We start from the raw sequence: 19578 nt of genomic DNA on the forward strand, positions 1-19578 counted from the left end.
CCCTGTCTTGTGTGGTGATCGGTGTCGTCGTCGTGGGCGGTTGCGGGTTGCGGGTTGCGGCTCAGTTCAGCTCGTCGATGAGGGCGAACAGCTCCTCGTCCGTGGCCGAATCCAGGTCCTCGTCATCCCCGTCGGGGTCGGTGGTCCCGGCCGCGATGTCGGCGGCGTCGAGGAGCTCCCGTAGGCGGGCGGTGATCCGGCCGTGGGCCGACTCGTCGGTGGCGACCGCCTCGATGGCGGTCTTGAGCCGGGCGAGTTCCGCGAGCACCGGCTCGTCGGGGGCGGTCTCCTCCACGGCGAGCTGTTCGGCCAGGTACTTGGCGAGCGCCCTGGGGGTGGGGTGGTCGAAGACCAGCGTGCTCGGCAGCCGCAGGCCCGTCTCGGTACCGAGCTGGTTACGCAGCTCGACCGCGGTCAGCGAGTCGAAGCCGAGCTCCTGGACCGCCCGGTCGGCGTCGATCACCGTGCTGTCGGCGTGGCCGAGTACGGCTGCCACCCTGCCGCGTACCAGGTCCACCAGGGTCCGTTCCCGGTCGGTCGCGGACAGGACGGCAAGCCGCTCCGCGAGTCCCTGGTCTCCGCTCCGGGCGGAGGTGGCGGCGCCCGCTGCCGCTGAAGTGCGGCGGGCCGGATTCCCGCGGACGAGACCGGCGAGGAGTGGCGGTACCCGGTCGCCCATGGCGCGGATGGCCCGGGTGTCGAGCCTGGTGACGGCGAGGACGCTCTCGCCGGTGGCCGGCGCCGCGTCGAAGAGTGCCATCGCGTCGTCGGTCGCCAGCGGCAGCAGGCCGGAGCGGGCCAGGCGGCGCAGGTCGGTGTCGGCGAGGTGGCCGGTGATGGCGCTGGTCTCCGCCCACAGGCCCCAGGCGAGGGAGGTGGCCGGCAACCCAGCAGCCCGCCGATGCGCGGCCAACGCGTCCAGGAACGTATTGGCCGCCGCATAGTTCGCCTGACCCGCCGTACCCAGCAGCCCCGCGATCGACGAGTAGAGGACGAACGCCTTGAGGTCCATCCCTCGCGTCAACTCGTGCAGATGCCACGCCGCATCCACCTTCGGACGCAACACCGCCTCAAGCCGGCCAGCCGTCAGCCCCTCAACCGTCGCGTCATCCAACACACCCGCCGTATGCACCACACCCGACAACTCACCCACAGAATCCAGCAGTTCCGCCAACGCGGCACGGTCCGCCACATCACACGCCGCCAACCTCACCGAAGCACCCAACACCTCCAGACCCGCCGCCAACTCCCCCGCACCCGGAGCATCAACACCACGACGACTCACCAACACCAACGACCGCACCCCATGCACCACCACCAGATGCCGCGCCAACACCGCACCCAGACCACCCGTACCACCCGTGATCAGCACAGGACCCACACCCCACGACACCACCCCCTCACCCGCAACAACCCGCCGCAGACGAGGCACCAACAACCCACCCGACCGCACCACCACCTGACCCTCACCCGAAACCACAGCCGAAACCACAGCCGCCGCGAGCTCGGTGTCGTTCGTCGTGAGGTCCGTGTCGTCGAGGTCCAGGAGCTGGATACGGTCCGGGTTCTCGGTCTGCGCCGAGCGCAGCAGGCCCCAGAGCGGAGCGTTCGCCAGGTCGGTGACGTTCTCGCCGGGTGCGGTGGGCACGGCGCCCTTGGTGGTGACCACGAGGCGGGTGCCCGTGAAGCGGTCGTCTCCGAGCCATGTCTGCACCTGGGCCAGCGCACGTTGTGCCGCCTCACTCGCGGCGGTCGGCAGCGAGTCGCCGGCGTGCGCCGAGATGTGGGGGGCGAGGAGGACGGTGGGCACGGGCGCGCCCTCGTCGATGGCGCGTGCCGCCTCTCCGAGGTCCGCGTAGGCGCGTATCCGGTCGGCCGGCAGGCCGAGGTCACGCGCCGAGCCGAGGACCGCCCAGGTGGAGAGGTCGGCGCTCGTGTCACTCGTCGCGGGAAGGCGGCTCCAGTCGACCCGCAGCAGTCCGTCCGCGGAGGTGGCGCCCGCCGCGCGCAGCGACTCGGCGGTCAGCGGACGCAGGGTCAGCTCCGCCACGGCGGCCACCGGCGCGCCCGAGGCGTCGGCCACCGTGAGCGCGACCGACGTCGAGCCCCCGTCCGCGGCCCCCGGCGCCGCAGCGCCCTCGAGCCGGACCCGGAGGACCGACGCGCCGCCGGTGTACACGCTCGCGCCCGCCCAGGTGAAGGGGAGCAGCGGCTGCCCTTCGTCGCTGACGACGCCGGGCAGCAGCGGATGCAGCGCGGCGTCGAACAGCGCGGGGTGGAGGGCGAACCGGCCCGCTGCGGCGCGCTGGTCGTCGCCCAGGGCGACCTCGGCGAAGAGATCGTCGTCCGCCGTCCACAGCCTGCGCAGGTTGCGGAACGCCGGCCCGTACTCGTAACCCCGCTCGGCGAGGAGCTCGTAGACCCCGGTGAGATCTATCTCGCGTGCTCCGGCGGGCGGCCAGACGGTGAGGGCGCCGTTCGCGGCACTGTTCGCCGCCCCGGCGTCGGCTTCGGTGTCGGCGCGCAGGGTGCCGTGGGCGTGCAGGGTCCAGGCCTCGTTCTGGTCCGGGTCGCTGTCGGGCCTGGCGTGGACGCGCAGCGGGCGGGTGCCGTCGGTGTCCTCGGCGCCGACGGACACCTGAAGGTGGATGCCCCCGTGTTCGGGCAGCACCAGCGGGGCGGCCAGGGTGAGTTCCTCGACCGCCGTGGCGCCGAGCTGCTCGCCCGCCCGGAGGGCGAGTTCGAGCAGTCCGGTGCCGGGCACGAGCGTGGTGCCGGCGACGGTGTGCTCCGTCAGCCAGGGATGCGTACCGCGCGACAGGCGGCCGGTGAGGACGTGCTCGTCACGGTCGGCCAGCGGGACGGCGGCACCGAGCAACGGGTGGTCGGTCGGTACGAGTCCGAAGCCCGCGGCGTCCGAGACCGTCGCGGGGGCGTCGAGCCAGTAGCGCTGCCGCTGGAACGCGTAGAACGGGAGGGCGGTTTCGCGGGCGCCGGGGAAGACGGTGTCCCAGCGCACGTCGGCCCCGCGTGCGGCGAACAGCCCGAGTGCGTGCGCGAACGCCCCCGTTTCGGGACGGCCTCTGCGCAGGACCGGCGTCACGGCACCGGGGTCCGCCGCCAGGGAGTCGGTGACCAGGGCGCTCAGCACCCCGTCGGGGCCCAGTTCCAGCCATTCGGTGACGCCGCGCGCCTCCAGGAGACGTACCCCGTCGAGGAAGCGGACCGCCTCGCGGATGTGGCGCGCCCAGTAGTCGGCGGAGGCCAGGTCGTCGGCCGTGGCCAGCTCGCCGGTGACGTTGGAGACGATGGGGATGCGGGGCTCGTGGAAGGTGAGGTCCGCGACAACCGTACGGAACTCGTCCAGTACGTCGTCCATGTGCGGCGAGTGGAAGGCGTGGCTGACGGACAGTCGCTTGGCCCGGGCGCCCTGCTCCTTGAAACGGGCGGTGAGTTCGTCCACGGCGTCGGAGTCGCCGGAGATCACCGTGGCGCGCGGGCCGTTGACGCCGGCGATCGCCACCCGGTCGCCGTACGGGGCGAGCGCGGCGCGTGTCTCGGCCTCGCCGGCCTCGACGGCGGCCATGGCGCCGTCCTCCCGGGCCGCCTGCATCAGCCGGCCGCGCTCGGCCACGAGGACGCAGGCGTCGGGCAGGTCGAGCACGCCCGCGAGGTGGGCGGCGGTGACTTCTCCGACCGAGTGGCCGAGCAGGAAGTCCGGTGTGAGGCCGTGGTGTTCGGCGACGCGGAACAGCGCGGTCTCCAGCGCGAACAGGGCGGCCTGAGCGAACGCCGTCTGGTCGAGCAGCGCCGCGTCAGTGGTTCCTTCGGCGGCGAAGAGCACCGACTTCAGGGGCCGCAGGAGTTCGCGGTCCAGGTGGGCGCACACCTCGTCGAGGGCCGCCGCGAACACCGGGGACGCCGCGTACAGTTCGCGGCCCATGCCGAGGCGCTGTGCGCCCTGCCCGGTGAGCAGGAAGGCGGTTCTGCCGCCCTGGGCTGAGGCGGGGTGCAGCACTGTCGGGGCGGACTCGCCACGGCTCAACGCCGTGAGCGCGCCTAGCAGTTCGTCGCGGGACTCGGCGACCGCCACGGCTCGGTGGTCGTGCCGGGCGCGCGTGGTGGCGAGGGACCAGCCGGTGTCCGTGAGGGACTGTCCGGGGTGCGCGCTCAGGTGCTCGTGCAGGCGTTGGGCCTGTGCGCGCAGGGCGGGCTCGTCGTGGGCGGACAGGACGAACGGGGCGGGGCCAGTCAACTCCGGCCGCGCAGCGGTGCCGGTCTCCTCCGGCGCCGTGAACTCCTCGATGACCACATGCGCGTTGGTGCCGCTGATACCGAACGACGAGACTCCTGCCCGGCGTGGCGACTGCTCCCGTGCCGGCCACTCACGGGCCTCGGTCAGCAACTCCACCGCACCGGAATCCCACTCCACGAACGGCGACGGCTCATCGACATGCAGCGTCTTCGGCAGCACACCGTGCCGCATCGCCTCCACCATCTTGATCACACCACCCACACCCGCAGCCGCCTGCGCATGCCCGATGTTCGACTTCAACGACCCCAGCCACAAAGGCCGCTCACGACCCTGCCCGTACGTCGCCAACAACGCCTGCGCCTCGATCGGATCCCCCAACCGGGTCCCCGTACCATGCGCCTCCACCACATCCACATCAGCAGGAGTCAGACGGGCACTCTCCAACGCCTGACGGATCACCCGCTCCTGCGACGGACCGTTCGGCGCCGTCAGCCCATTACTCGCACCGTCCTGATTCACCGCGCTGCCCCGGACAACCGCCAGCACCCGATGCCCGTTCCGCCGCGCATCCGACAGACGCTCCACCAACAACAGCCCCACACCCTCCGACCACGCCACACCATCGGCCGCCCCCGCGAAAGACTTGGAGCGCCCGTCGGGAGAGAGGCCGCGCTGTCGGGAGAACTCGACGAAGACGTGTGGACTGGCCATGAGGGTCACGCCGCCGGCGAGGGCGAGCGAGCACTCGCCGTTGCGCAGCGCGTTCGCCGCCAGGTGCAGGGCGACCAGCGAGGACGAGCAGGCCGTGTCGACGGTGACCGCCGGACCCTCGAAGCCGTAGGTGTACGAGAGCCGGCCCGACACGACGCTGGAGAGGTTGCCCGCGAGCAGGAAGCCCTCGTACTCCTCGGGGCTCGCGGCGAGGCGGGACGCGTAGTCGTCGTACATGGCGCCGGTGAAGACGCCGGTGTCGGAGCCGCGCAGTGCCGTGGGGTCGATGCCGGCGTGTTCGAACGCCTCCCACGCCGTCTCCAGCAAAAGCCGGTGCTGGGGGTCCATGGCGGTGGCCTCGCGTGGCGGGATGCCGAAGAACGCGGGGTCGAACCGGTCCGCGTCGTGCAGGAAGCCACCGTGGCGCACATAGGAGGTGCCGGTGTGCTCGGGGTCCTCGTCGTAGAGGGCGTCCAGGTCCCAGCCCCGGTTGATGGGGAACCCGCTGATCGCGTCGGTGCCCTCGGACACCAGGCGCCACAGGTCGTCCGGTGACGCGACGCCGCCCGGGAAACGGCACGCCATGCCCACGATGGCGATCGGCTCGTCCTGATCCCGGTCGTCGGTGGACCGCACGCTGCGGGCGGGTGCCGGAGCGGCGGTGTCGGCGATCCGGGTCATCAGGTGGTCGACGACAGCGGCGGGCGTCGGGTGGTCGAAGACGATGGTCGCGGGCAGCCGCAGGCCGGTGGCGGAGTTCAGACGGTTGCGCAGTTCGACGCCGGCGAGTGAGTCGAAGCCGACGTCCTTGAAGGCGCGCTTCGGGTCGAGGCGTGCCGGATCGGTGTGGCCGAGGACACCGGCGACGATGCCTCGGACGAGGTCGAGAACCGTCTCGTGGCGCCGCTCCTGCGGCAGCGCGGCGATTTGCTGAGCCCAGGTGGCGCCTTCGGTGCTCGCGGTGGCCGCACGTGCGGCGGCACGTCGGGAGCGGACGGGGGCCAGGTCGCGCAGCAGGGGCGAGGATTCGGCACCGCCCGCACGCAGGGCCCGCGGTTCGAAGGCGACGGGGACACGTAGTGCCTCCCCGGCGGCTACGGCGGTGTCGAACAGCGCGAGCCCCTGTTCGGGGGAGAGGGTTCGGATGCCGAGGCGTGTCCAGCGGGCCAGGTCGGCGTCTCCCAGCGTGCCGCCCATGCCGTGCGTACCGTCCCACAGGCCCCAGGCGAGGGAGGTGGCCGGCAGCCCAGCAGCCCGCCGATGCGCGGCCAACGCATCCAGGAACGTATTGGCCGCCGCATAGTTCGCCTGACCCGCCATGCCCAGCAGGCCTGAGACAGACGAGTAGAGGACGAACGCCTTGAGGTCCATCCCTCGCGTCAACTCGTGCAGATGCCACGCCGCATCCACCTTCGGACGCAACACCGCCTCAAGCCGGTCAGCCGTCAGCCCCTCAACCGTCGCGTCATCCAGCACACCCGCCGTATGCACCACACCCGACAACTCACCCACAGAATCCAGCAGTTCCGCCAGCGCGGCACCGTCCGCCACATCACACGCCGCCAACCTCACCGAAGCACCCAACACCTCCAGACCCGCCGCCAACTCCCCCGCACCCGGAGCATCAGCACCACGACGACTCACCAACACCAACGACCGCACCCCATGCACCACCACCAGATGCCGCGCCAACACCGCACCCAGACCACCCGTACCACCCGTGATCAGCACAGGACCCACACCCCACGACACCACCCCCTCACCCGCGACAACCCGCCGCAGACGAGGCACCAACAACCCACCCGACCGCACCACCACCTGACCCTCACCCGAAACCACAGCCGCCGCGAGGAGGGGGGCGCCGGTCGGCAGGTCGTCGTCCGTGTCGATCAGGACTACGCGATCCGGGTGTTCCGACTGCACCGCGCGCACCAGTCCCCACAGGGGGGCCTGGGCCAGTCCTGGGACCGGGTCGCCGGGTGCGGCGCCGACGGCGCCCCGGGTGAGTACCACGAGGCGGGCGGCGGTCAGGCGCTCGTCGGCGAGGAAGTTCTGCACGAGGCGCAGGAAGACGTCCGCGGTGTGGTGGGCGGCGGCCGGGAGGTCGCTGTGCCCGTCGCCCATGGTCGCGCGCACGAGCACCACGTCGGCGGCGGGGTCCACGTCCGCGAGGTCGGCTCCGGTCGCCTCCACGATGCGCGGGGCATCGGTCTCGAGCGCCGCGACCGGCGTCCACTCCACGGCGTACGGGGCGTCGTTCTGCGACTGCGTGGCGGAACGCAGGCGGTCCTTTGCGACCGGGCGCAGAGCGAGGGACTCCACGCTCACGACGGGTTCGCCGACGGCGTCCGCCGCGTGCAGCGCGAAGGTGTCGGGCCCGCTCGGCACGATCCGTACCCGGAGCGTGTCGGCGCCGCCGGCGCGCAGGGTCGTACCGGACCAGGCGAACGGCAGTCTGATGGAGTCCGTCGCCGCGGTGTCCTCCCCCGCCGCGTGCAGCACCACCGGGTGCAGGAGCGCGTCGAAGAGGGCGGGGTGCAGTCCGAACCGGTCGGCCCCGTCCTTGTGCGGGGCGGGCAGGGCTACCTCGGCGTACAGTTCGTCGCCCGCCTGCCACAGCCGCGTCAGGCCCTGGAAGGCCGGGCCGTACTCGTAGCCGAGTCCGGCGAGACGCTCGTACACGTCCTCCAGCGCAACCTCGTCGGCGTCCGCGGGCGGCCACCGCCGCAGATCGGGTCCGGCGGGTGCCGTACCGCCGAGACTGCCGGAAGCGTGCCGCGTCCAGACCCGCCCGTCGTCGGCGCCGGGCTCCGGGCCGTTGTCGGGGGATGCGTGGATCTCGACGGGCCGGGTGCCGGAGGCGTCCGGTGCGCCGACGGCGACCTGGAGGCGTACGGCGCCCTGTGCGGGCAGTGCCAGGGGCGCCTCCAGGGTCAGTTCGTCGATCCGGTCGAGGTCGAAGTGGCCGGCCGCGACCAGGGCGAGCTCCAGGAACGCGGTGGCGGGCACGAGAACGGTGCCGTCGATGGCGTGGTCGGCGAGCCAGGGCTGCTCGGCGACGGCGAGCCGGCCGGTGAGCACGAGGTCGTCCCGCCCGGCCAGCTCCACCGAAGCCTGCAGCAGAGGGTGTCCCGCCGGGTCGAGGCCCAGTCCCCTGGCGTCCAGGGGCCGCCGGGGTGCGAGCCAGTAGTGCTCGCGCTGGAAGGGGTACGTGGGCAGGTCGACGAGGCGGGCGCCGGGGTGGAACGTCTCGGCTGCCAGCGGCGCGCCGCCCGTCCAGGCCGCGGCGATCCCGGCCAGGAGGGTCTCGTCCTCGGGTCGTGCCGCTCGCAGCAGCGCTACGACGACCGCGTCCGCGTCCGTGTCGGCCAGGGCGGCGCGGGTCAGAGGGGCGAGTACGGCGTCGGGGCCTGTCTCCACGAACACGGTGGCCCCGTGCCGCCGGAGGCCGCGGACGGCGTCGAGGAACCGCACGGGCCTGCGGATCTGGTGTGCCCAGTAGTCGGGCGAGGTCAGCTCGTCCGCGCCGGCGAGCTCGCCGGTGACCGTGGAGACGATCGGGATGCGCGGCTCGTGGAAGGTGAGGCCTGCGGCGACCGTGCGGAACTCGTCCAGTACGTCGTCCATGTGCGGCGAGTGGAAGGCGTGGCTGACCTGGAGCCTGCGGGTGCGGCGGCCCTTGGCGCGCCACCGCCCGGCCAGCACCTCGGCCGCGTCCTCGTCGCCGGAGATCACCAGGGCGTCGGGACCGTTGACGGCGGCGAGGGCGACATGGCCCGCCAAGTCCTCCAGGTCGGCGGCGAGTTCGGCCTCGGTCGCCTCTACGGCGATCATCGCGCCGCCCGCCCGTGCCGCCTCCATGAGCCGGCCGCGTGCCGTGACCAGGCGGGCCGCGTCGTCGAGGGAGAGCACACCCGCGACGTGGGCGGCGGCGAGTTCGCCGATGGAGTGCCCGGCGAGCAGGTCGGGTGTCATGCCATGGTGGACGAGCAGCCGGAAGAGGGCTACCTCGACGGCGAAAAGGGCGGGCTGGGTGTAGGCGGTGCGGTGCAGCAGTCGGCCCGGCTCGCTGTCCTCGTCGGCGAACATCACCTCGCGCAGGGGCAGTTCGAGGTGTTCGTCGAGTGCCGCGCACACCTCGTCGAGCGCTGCCGCGAACACCGGGGACACCGCGTACAGTTCGCGGCCCATGCCGGCTCGTTGTGCGCCCTGCCCGGTGAACAGGAACGCGGTGCGGCCCACGCCCGCCGCGCTGCCGGTGACGACCTGTGCCGTCTCCTCGCCGCGGGCCAGGGCGTCCAGCCCCGCCAGGAGGGTGCCGGCGTCCTCGGCGGTGATCACGGCACGCCGGGTCAGGGCGGTGCGGGTGACGGCGAGGGACGCCCCGATGTCGGCGGGGTGGGCGCCGCTCTCGGTGATGTAGCCGTGCAGGCGTTGGGCCTGGTCGCGCAGGGCGGGCTCGTCGTGGGCGGACAGGACGAACGGGGCGGGCCCAGTCAACTCCGGTCGCGACACCGCAGTGGTCTCGTCCGGCGCCGTGAACTCCTCGATGACCACATGCGCGTTGGTGCCACTGATACCGAACGACGAGACTCCTGCCCGACGCGGCGATTGCTCCCGTAACGGCCACTCACGCGCCTCGGTCAGCAACTCCACCGCACCCGCGTCCCACTCCACGAACGGCGACGGCTCACCGACATGCAGGGTTTTCGGCAGCACACCGTGCCGCATCGCCTCCACCATCTTGATCACACCACCCACACCCGCAGCCGCCTGCGCATGCCCGATGTTCGACTTCAACGACCCCAGATACAAAGGCCGTTCACGGCCCTGCCCGTAGGTCGCCAGCAGCGCCTGCGCCTCGATCGGATCCCCCAGCCGGGTCCCCGTACCGTGCGCCTCCACCACATCCACATCGGCAGGAGTCAGACGTGAGTCCGCCAGTGCCTCGTGGATGACTCGCTGCTGGGACGTGCCGACCGGAGCGGTCAGTCCGTTGCCCGTACCGTCCTGGTTGATCGCACTGCCCCGGACGACGGCGAGGACGCGGTGTCCGTTTTTGCGGGCGTCCGACAGCCGTTCGACCACGAGGAGGCCCACGCCCTCCGCCCAGGAGGTGCCGTCGGCGGTGGCGGCGAACGACTTGGAGCGACCGTCGGCGGCCAGACCGCGCTGGCGCGAGAACTCCACGAACATGCCGGGTGACGACATGACGGTGGCACCGCCCGCGATGGCCAGGCTGGTCTCGCCGGTACGCAGCGAACGCACCGCCATGTGCAGGGCGACCAGCGAGGACGAGCAGGCCGTGTCGACGGTGACCGCCGGGCCGAGCAGCCCCAGTTGGTAGGCGATGCGCCCGGACATGACGCTCGGCGTGGTGCCGGTGAGGAGATGTCCCTCGACCGTGTCGGGGGCCTCGTGCATCCGGGGCCCGTAGTCGAGGGTGGTGGCGCCCACGAACACACCGGTGCGGCTGCCCTTGAGGGCGGCGGTGTCCAGTCCCGCACGCTCGACGGCCTCCCAGGCGGTCTCCAGGAGGAGGCGCTGCTGCGGGTCCATGGCGAGGGCCTCGCGGGGTGAGATCCCGAAGAACTCGTTGTCGAACAGGGCCGCGTCGTGCAGGAAACCGCCCTCGTGGACTGTGCTGTGGCCGCCGCGCGCGGGGTCGCTGTCGTACAGGTCGGCGTCCCAGCCCCGGTCGGCGGGGAAGCCGGAGATGGCGTCCCGGCCGTCGGCGACCAGCCGCCACAGGTCCTCGGGGGAGGTGACGCCGCCCGGGTAGCGGCACGCCATACCGACGATGGCGATCGGTTCGTTCGCGAGGTCGGAGGCGGAGGCGGTGCGGTCCTCGGCCGGGGTGCCGGTGGCCGGGCCGGCCAGCAGGGTGGTGAGGTGCGTGCTGAGGGCGGCCGGGGTGGGGTGGTCGAAGAGGAGGCCGCTGGGCAGCTTCAGGCCGGTCGCGGCGGCGAGCGCGTCGCGCAGCTCGACCGACATGAGGGAGTCGAGGCCGAGGTCCTTGAAGGCGGCGTGCGGGTCGACGCGCTGGACGTCGGTGTGTTCGAGGACGGCGGCGACCTGTTCCAGCACGAGGGCGGTGGCGTCGACGCCCGCCGCCCGGGCGCGGGGGGTCGTGGACGTGGTGTCCCGGAGCTCGGGCTCGGGGGCGGTCGGCACAGCGGCGGCGGGGCCGGCCGAGCCGTCGATCCAGTGCCGCTCGCGCTGGAAGGCGTAGGTGGGCAGCGCGACACGGCGTCCCTGGCCGTCGACGTGCACGGCCGCCCAGTCCACCGGTGTGCCGCGCACGAACGCGGCTGCGAGGCCGGCGAGGAGGGAGCGCACCTCGGGGCGTCCCGCGCGCAGCGTGGCGACCGGCACGGTGGCATCGGTGTCGCCGGTGTCTTCCAGGCAGGCGGCGGCCAGCGCGGTGCAGACCCCGTCGGGCCCCAGCTCCAGCAGGGTCGCGGCGTGCTGGGCCTGGAGGGTGCGTACGGCGTCGAGGAAGCGCACCGGGCGGCGTACCTGCTCAACCCAGTAGGCGGGCGACGTCCACTGGCCCGGCTCGACGGCGGCGCCGGTCACCGTGGACACGGCGGCGATCTCCGGTTCGTGGAAGGTCAGTCCGTCCACGACGGCGCGGAACGCCTCCAGCATCGGGTCCATGAGTGGTGAGTGGAAGGCGTGGCTGACGGTGAGGCGGCGGGTCCTGCGGCCCTGCGCGGCGAGGCGTTCCGCGACGGCCACGACGGTGTCGTGCGCGCCGGAGAGCACCACGGAGCGCGGTCCGTTGACGGCGGCGATCGCCACCTCGTCCTCGTGCTCGGCGAGCAGGGGCGCCACCTCGTCCTCGGTGGCCTGCACGGCGACCATGGTCCCGCCGGCGGGCAGTTCCTGCATCAGCCGGCCGCGGGCGGCGACGAGTTCGACGGCGTCGCCGAGGGACAGCACGCCGGCGACGTGTGCGGCGGCGATCTCACCGACGGAGTGTCCGGCCACGTGGTCGGCGGTGACGCCCCAGGAGGTCACCAGGCGGTACAGGGCGACCTCGACGGCGAACAGCGCCGGTTGCGTGTAGGCGGTGTCGTCCAGACCGGTCCCGGAGTCGACGACCTCGGCGAGGGGGCGGTCGAGCAGCGGGGCGAAGGCCGCGCACACCTCGTCGAAGGAGGCGGCGAACACCGGGAAGGTGGCCCGCAGTTCACGCCCCATGCCGATGCGCTGGGCACCCTGCCCGGTGAACAGGAAGGCGGTCGTGCCGGGCCGGACAGCGCCTGTGACGACCTGCGCGGTGACCCTTCCCCCGGCAACGGCGGTCAGGCCGGCGACCATGCCCGCGTGGTCGTCGGCGAGGACGACCGCGCGGTGGTCGAAGGCGGTGCGGGTGGCGGCCAGGGACCAGCCGATGTCCGCCGGGCGGGGCGCGGAGCCTGCCGTCGCCGCCGCCCGCAGCCGGTCGGCCTGTGCGGCGAGGGCGGCGGTACCGCGGCCCGAGACCACCCAGGGCAGCAGGGTGGCTTCGGCGCTCATGGATTCGGTCTGCCCGGTGGCGGGTTCCGGCACTGCGGGGGTGCCCGCGGGCGCCTCGCCCAGGACGACGTGGGCGTTGGTGCCGCCCATGCCGAACGAGGAGACGCCGGCGATCAGCGGCCGGTCGGGAACGGGCCAGTCGCCCGTCTCGCGCTGTACCTCCAGGCCGAGCTCGGCCAGCGGGATCGCGGGGTTCGCGGCTTCGAAGTTGAGGCTGGCGGGCAGGCGGCGGTGGCGCAGCGCGAGCAGGGTCTTGATCAGGCCGACGATCCCCGCGGCGCCTTCCAGGTGACCCACGTTGGTCTTCGCGGACCCGACGCGCAGCGGGGCGGCGCCGGTGCGGGCCGTGCCGAGCACCGCGCTGAGCGCGGCGGCCTCGACGGGGTCGCCCACCGGTGTGCCGGTGCCGTGCAGTTCGACGTACTGGACCGCGCTGGTGTCGAGGCCGCTCCTGTCGTACGCCTCGCGCAGGGCGGCCTCCTGGGAGTCCCGGCCGGGCACGGTCAGGCCGGGGGTGGCGCCGTCGTTGTTCACGGCACTGGCGTGGATCACGCCGTGGATGTCGTCACCGTCCGCGAGGGCCCGGGACAGCGGCTTGAGTACGACGGCGCCGCCGCCTTCGCCGCGTACGAACCCGTTGGCGCGGGCGTCGAAGGTGTACGTCGTGCCGTCCGGGGAGAGTCCGCCGAAGCGTTCCCCGCTGACGGCGGCCTCGGCAAGGATGTTGAGGTTGACTCCGGCGACGATCGCGGCGTCGGACTCGCCCGTGCGCAGGGACTCGCAGGCCAGGTGCACCGCGACGAGCGAGGAGGACTGGGCCGAGTCGACGGTGAGGCTGGGGCCGCGCAGGCCGAGGTGGTAGGAGACCCGGTTCGCGATCACGCCACGGTTGACGCCCGTCATGGTGTGCTGGGTGATCGCCCGGGCGCCGTGCTGGTAGAGCAGTGCGGCGTAGTCGTCGCGCAGGGTGCCGACGAACACGGCGGTGCGGCTGCCGCGCAGGGTGTCCGGGACGATGCCGGCGTTCTCCAGCGCCTCCCAGGCCAGTTCGAGGACGAGGCGCTGCTGCGGGTCCATGACCCGTGCCTCGCGGGGGGCTATGCCGAAGAAGCCGGCGTCGAAGGTGTCGACGCGATCGAGGAAGCCTCCGTGGCGCATGCCGGGCTCGGTGCCGGCGGGTGCGGCCTCGCCGGTCGCGGACTCCCAACGGCCGTGCGGGACCGGTGTGACGGCGGACGAGCCGGTGCTCAGCAGTTCCCAGAACGCCTCGGGGTTCTCGGCTCCCGGCAGTCGGCAGGAAAGGCCGACGACCGCGATTGCCTCGCCTTCCGCACGGCGCGTCCTCATTGTTTCGGACTGGTGCTGATTCGTCATCGCGCTCGACTGCCCTTTCCGGCCGAATTACCGCAAGACTTCTGGGTGGAGGGACCTTCGGACAGATCGTAGGCAGGGGGTCTCTCGCTCATCTCAGTGTCCGGCCTCGGCTCGGTAATTCGGTCCGGAGAGCCGGTCGTACGGCACGGATGAAATGGAGGTGAAGGGAATGGGGGTGAAGGGAGCTGAAGAAGAAAAGGGAACTGGAAAAGCGAACGCGCCATGACCGGGCGGTGGGCGCGATGGTGCACGCCAGTGTCCCCGCCCGGTCATGGCGCGTGGGCCGGTCAGCCCGCGAGGGCGGCGGCCTGCTCCGCGGCGCGGAAGCCGGACTCCAGGGCTCCCTCGACGAAGGCGCCGTGCCAGCCGCTCGCTGTGTCACCGCCCGCGAAGACGACGCGTCCGAACGGTTCCTGGATACGCGGCAGCTGGCGCAGCAGCTGTCCCGGCCGGCGCAGGCCCCAGCCGCCCCGCGCGTAGGGGTCCTTGTGCCATTCCTTCGCGCGGTAGTCGACGACCCTGGCCTCCGGCAGCAACTGGCCTACGGCGGCCCGCACCGCCTGCGGGTCGGACACGTCGAGGGAGGGGCCGGTGAAGGCGACGAAGAGGCGCCCGTCGGGCAGCTGCGCCTGCGGGATCAGCAGCAGGACGGGGGCGCCCTCGGGTGCCTGGGCGGAGACCGCTTCGGAGGTTCCCCGCACGCGCAGCCACAGCTTGGTGGCGTGCGGGACGCCGACGCCCTCGCGGGCGGCGTCCGCGTACACGGGGGGCAGGCCGGGCTCGAAGGTGAGGGAGGACCACATGTTGACGGGCGTGGCGACCACGACCACTGGTGCCTTGTGGACGCGGCCGCCGCGCACCTCGACCTGGGTGAGGCCGCCGCGTTCGCGGATCGCGGTGACGGGCGAGTTGAGGCTCACGGTCGCCCCGGACTCGCGCAGCATCCGCTCCAGGACGGCGATCATGCCGCCTTCGGGTATCAGGCTCATCACTGACAGGAACCGGTCGTAGGTGCCGCCCGCGAGCTGGTACCACTGGGCCATGCCGGTCAGGGAGCCGAACCGGTTGCCGCCGGCGAACACCGAGGTGGCGCCGCTCACCCAGTCGTGGTCGAGCTTTGACAGGGAGAGCTGGGCGATCCGGTCGGCGAGCGACAGGGAGTCCACGGACGCGAGCAGGTCCTTGCGGTGCAGCGGCTCGTAGGGTCGCTCGAAGTACCGTTCGGAGCCGGCGTAGAAGTCCGCGAACAGGGTGTTGAGCCTGTCGCCCGCCTCGTGCGGGGAGTGGCTCTGGAAGCCGCCCGCGCCGGGCATGACCATGCGGGTGGCGTGGACGTCCTCCCTGGTGGTCAGCGAGTACCGGTTCAGTTCGCGGGCCACGAGGTTCTGGCCGGGGCCGAACCAGCCGCCGCCCAGTTCGATGTGCTGCCCGGCCAGGGTCCCGGACTCGATGCGGCCGCCGATCCGGTCGCGGGCCTCCAGGACCAGGACCTTCATGCCACGCGCGCCCAGTTCGCGGGCGACGGTGCCGCCCGCGTATCCGGCGCCGACGACGATGGCGTCGAAGGGCCCCGCGTCGGCTGCGGCGGAGGGCGCCGTGGCGGTGACGACCCCGGCGGTGAGAGAGGTCGCGCCCACCGCCTTCAGAAGGGTCCTTCTGCTGACGCGGCCGTTGACGCGGGTGGCCGCGCTGTCGCCGTTCTCGGTCATCGAAAACACCTTTCGTGAAGAGCGTGAATGCCGTGAGTGAATGCCGTGCAGGAATGCCGTGCGTGAATCCCTTACGGAAAGGGTGCGGAAACGTCCGGCGGGTGCCGGTGCCCTTTCAGGACGCCTGTTTCCGCGCATGGGGAAGGGGCCGGTTCCGACCGGGGGGATCAGAACCGGCCCCTTCGTCAGGGGAGGACAGCCCGAGCCTTGTTAGCGGGCCGGGCGGCGGTAGGCCTTGACGACGCTGGCGTAGCTGTTCTTGGCGTGGCCCTGCGCGATGATGCCCTCCATCAGCGCCTCGGAGTACTTGGGCAGTTCGGTGTCGACGCCGAGCGCCTCGCTCTCCTCGACGAGGTGCTTGAGCGCGCCCAGGTGCGTCTCCAGGGTGGCGTCGTTGGCCGGGAACTTCTCGTCGCCGGCGTCGATCTGCGCGGCGTAGTCGGCCGTGAACATCTTGATGGCGTCGAGCCACATGTGCGCCCAGGGCAGGAAGTCCTGCGCCTTGACGCCGCCGGTCTCCACGATGGCGACACCGTGCAGGAAGCTGTTGAGGGCGCCCCACATCAGGCCGAGCAGCGACACGTCGAACAGGGCGGGCTTGCCGTGGTCGGTGCCGAGGTAGGTGGTGCCGGCGCCGAGCAGCTTCAGCACGGGCTCGTGGGCGTCGAAGACGGCCTGGTCGCCGGCGTAGAAGAGGACGGCGGTCTCGGTGCCGATTCCGGGCGGGGTGATCATGATGGCGCCGTCGAGGTACCGCGCCCCGTTCTTCTCCGCCCACTCGGCGGTCTGCCGGGCCTGCTCGGAGGAGCCCGAGGTCAGGTTGACGACAGTCTTGCCGCGCAGCGCGTCACCCAGCGAGCCGATCACGTCGTGCACCACGTCGTACGTCGACACGCACACGACCACCAGGTCGCTCGCGGCGACGGCGTCGGCGGGAGCGGCGGCGAGGACCGCGCCGTTCGCGACGACCCCGTCGGCCTTGTCCGCCGAGCGGTTCCACACGGTGGTGGCGTGGCCCGCCTTCAGGAAGGCGGCGGCCAGTGCCTGCCCCATCAGGCCCAGGCCGATCACCGACACCGAGGTGTGGTTGTCACCCATGAATCATTTCCTCCAGTACGAAGCGGTGTGCTGAACAGACCGGCGCGCGGGGCGCACCGGTGGGAAAACGGGCCGGGAAGAGTCCCCCGGGGGGCGGCTCAGAGGAAGACGGTGCCCGGCTCCATGCCGAGCAGGACCCGGCCCTGGAGTTCGAGGTTCACGTCGATCTGTGCGAGCGCGTGCAGCGAGAAGCCCTGGATGTCGCGGTGGAAGCGCTGTATGTGGACATCACGCTTGATGACGGAGCCACCGCTGGCGTCGAACAGGATCTGCACGGCCTCCTTGGCGAGTTGGGCGGCGAACGCGGTCTGGCCGCGCACGATCGCCTTCTCCTCGTCGGTGGGCTGCTCGCCCGCGTCGGCGCGCTCCTGCAGCAGCGTGAGCCAGCCCGTCGACAGGGCCTCGGCGGCGTCGATCTTGTTGGCGGCGGTGGCCACCTGGATCTGGGTGAGCGGGTGCAGCTTCTGGTCGGTCCAGTCGGTGTACGTGATCCCACGGCCGGGCAGGCGGTCGAGGAACAGCTCGTACGCACCACGCGCGATGCCGACGAACACGGCGGCGCACTCCGCCATGACGAAGCTGAGCAGCCCGTAGTTGCGGCCGGTGGCACCGGTGTTGGAGCGGTCGCCGGTCGCGCTGACCATGACCTCCTCGAAGGACACCGCGTGGTGCGCCGGCACGAAGACGTCCTCGGCGACCGCGGTGGCGCTGCCGGTGGCGGAGCCGGCGGAGACGTCCCAGTCGTCGACGATCTTGAGCTGGTCCATGGGGACGACGGCCATGATCTCGCCCTGGGTACCGTCCGGGTTCTGGACCATCGCGGCGGTGAAGTCCCAGTCGGCGCCCTTGCAGCCGGTGTTGAACTTCCAGCTGCCGTTGAGGCGGTACCCGCCCTCGACGGGGGTGGCGATACCCGTCGGCGCGAACGCGCTGGAGATTCTGACGGAGCCGGCGGCGAAGATCTCCTCCTGCGTCCGGTCGGGGTAGAGCGTGGCCGTCCAGGTGCTCGTGACCCACACCATGGTCACCCACGCCGCTGCCGGGCAGCCGCGGCCGATCTCGGTGATGACCTTCGCCTGGTCGGCCAGCGGCAGGTCGAGGCCCCCGAACCGGCGGGGCACCGCCATGCGGAACACCCCGGCCTTCTCGAGGAGTTCGATGCTCTCGTCCAGCAGCCAGCCGCGGTCCTCGGCGGCGCGGCCGTTCTCGCGAAGGGTCGGCACGATGCTGCGCACGGCCTCCAGTACGGCTGTCAGGTCGTCGTTCGTGGCCATTTCCGGCTCCTCGGTAGTGGATTCCTGCTGCCGGTCGAGAGGCGCGGGAAACCAACGCCCTCCAGGCAGTTCAAAACCTTACTGAAGGTGCCGGAAAAGGCAGTAAGAGACCGCCCATTGCCCGGTCATCACCCCCACATTTCCAGGAAGTCGCCGCAACTGCCCGCACAATTACCGGGCAGTTACCGGCCGGAGACCGGAAAATGAGCCGACGGTGCGCACGACGTCACGTGTGGGAATATTCCCGCATGACTCTTTCATGGCCCGAACTCGTACGTACGGCGGCCGAGGACACCACCACGGCACTCGAAAAGGGGGCGGACCGGCTATGGCACGGAAATGCCGGTGACCTGGACTGGAACTGTCGCGAAACCCTTTCGCACATCGCTCTCGGAGTCGTGGGTTACGCGGGTCTGCTCATCGCCCGCCCCACCGACCGCTACATCACCCTGTTCTCCTCGATCGACGCGCACGCCCCCGCGCCCGCAGCGCTCGAAGGCATCCGTATCGCCGGCACGCTGCTCGCCGGTACCGTCCGTGACACCCCTCCCGAGGTCCGCGCCTGGCATCCCTACGGTCACTCCGACGCGGCCGGTTTCGCCGCGATGGGCGTGCTCGAACTCGTGGTGCACGGACGGGACATCGCGCAGGCGCTCGACGTGGAGTACACGCCCTCGGACGAGCTCGCGGCGCCTGTGGTGGAGCGTCTCTTCCCCGACGCGCCGACCGGGCACGACCCCGCCCGGACCCTGCTGTGGTGCGCGGGACGCGTCGCGCTGCCGGGGCTGCCGCGCCGTACGGGCTGGCGCTGGGACGGCCGGGTCCGGTAACCGGCCGCCGCGCGCCACACCGATCCGACGTGCCGTCGGGTGACTTCGAGCGAGTCGCCCGGCGGCACTCTTCTTTTTGCCCGGCGTTGTCGTCTCCCGGGCCGGAGACCGCGGCATTACCGCAGCATGGATGAGGCGTTGAACCTGCCCGAATAGTGTCTGGCCAAGGAATGCACGAGCACTCGTGCCGAGCGTTCCTTTCACCGGAGAGTCCCTCACCAAGAAGGCAGGTCGATTCCCGCAATGTCACAGATCGTCGCGGAACTGGAAAACCACACCGCGCGCTACGTCGAGGCCGTCAACACGGGCGACTTCGAGACGGTCGACGCTTTCTACACCGCCGACGCCGTCGCCGTATGGGAGCCGGGCAAGCCGCTCACCGGTGACGAGCGCCGGAAGTACCAGCGGGAGTTCCTGGCGGCCGGTCCGCGTATGTCGGCCAAGCCCCGGCAGGTGTTCGTCACCGGGGACACCGCGCTGATGATCGTCGACTGGACGATCGACACCGTCGGCGCCGACGGCGCGCCCGAGCACCTGGAAGGCGTCGGGGTGGACGTGCTGGCCCTGGGCGAGGACGGGGTGTGGCGCTACGCGATCGACGACCCGTTCGGCCAGGAAAGCTGACCGGCCCGACGCCGTAACACCCAGACCCGAAAGCACATCCGATCATGAATGACATGTCAGGTCCGCGCGTCGGGCCGGCATCGAGTACACGGGGGACACACAGCACCATGTACACCGGACCCACCAGCCAGCAGCGGCCGTCGCGCCGCACCCTCCTCAAGGCGGCCGGCGCGGCGGCC

At 71.9% G+C, this 19578-nt stretch carries 6 protein-coding genes; 2 read left to right on the top strand and 4 right to left on the bottom strand.

The annotated features are described in order from the left end of the window. Positions 1 to 61: 61 nt before the first annotated feature. From STRTUCAR8_RS04505 to STRTUCAR8_RS04520, 4 genes are all read right to left on the bottom strand, one after another. Positions 62 to 13864 carry a type I polyketide synthase gene (locus STRTUCAR8_RS04505; RefSeq protein WP_006374256.1) on the bottom strand — a complete coding sequence of 4601 codons (13803 nt, stop codon included), beginning with the start codon at positions 13862 to 13864 and terminating at the stop codon, positions 62 to 64. A 287-nt stretch (positions 13865 to 14151) separates the two neighbouring features. Continuing rightward, positions 14152 to 15573: a flavin monoamine oxidase family protein gene (locus STRTUCAR8_RS04510; protein WP_006374251.1), complete on the bottom strand. Its 1422-nt coding sequence runs from the start codon at positions 15571 to 15573 to the stop codon at positions 14152 to 14154. Between the two features lie 210 nt (positions 15574 to 15783). Further along, complete coding sequence (locus STRTUCAR8_RS04515; RefSeq protein WP_006374254.1) at positions 15784 to 16671, bottom strand: NAD(P)-dependent oxidoreductase; 888 nt, start codon at positions 16669 to 16671, stop codon at positions 15784 to 15786. 98 nt (positions 16672 to 16769) lie between these two features. After that, a complete protein-coding gene (locus STRTUCAR8_RS04520; RefSeq protein WP_006374258.1) occupies positions 16770 to 17945 on the bottom strand; it encodes an acyl-CoA dehydrogenase family protein in 1176 nt (391 codons plus the stop codon). A 248-nt stretch (positions 17946 to 18193) separates the two neighbouring features. On the opposite strand from STRTUCAR8_RS04520, the gene STRTUCAR8_RS04525 reads away from it, so the two are divergent. Then, positions 18194 to 18775: a maleylpyruvate isomerase N-terminal domain-containing protein gene (locus STRTUCAR8_RS04525; protein WP_006374255.1), complete on the top strand. Its 582-nt coding sequence runs from the start codon at positions 18194 to 18196 to the stop codon at positions 18773 to 18775. Between the two features lie 243 nt (positions 18776 to 19018). Continuing rightward, complete coding sequence (locus STRTUCAR8_RS04530) at positions 19019 to 19399, top strand: YybH family protein (protein WP_006374252.1); 381 nt, start codon at positions 19019 to 19021, stop codon at positions 19397 to 19399. The last annotated feature ends 179 nt before the right edge of the window (positions 19400 to 19578 follow it).

Source organism: Streptomyces turgidiscabies Car8, from assembly GCF_000331005.1.
GTDB lineage: Bacteria > Actinomycetota > Actinomycetes > Streptomycetales > Streptomycetaceae > Streptomyces > Streptomyces turgidiscabies.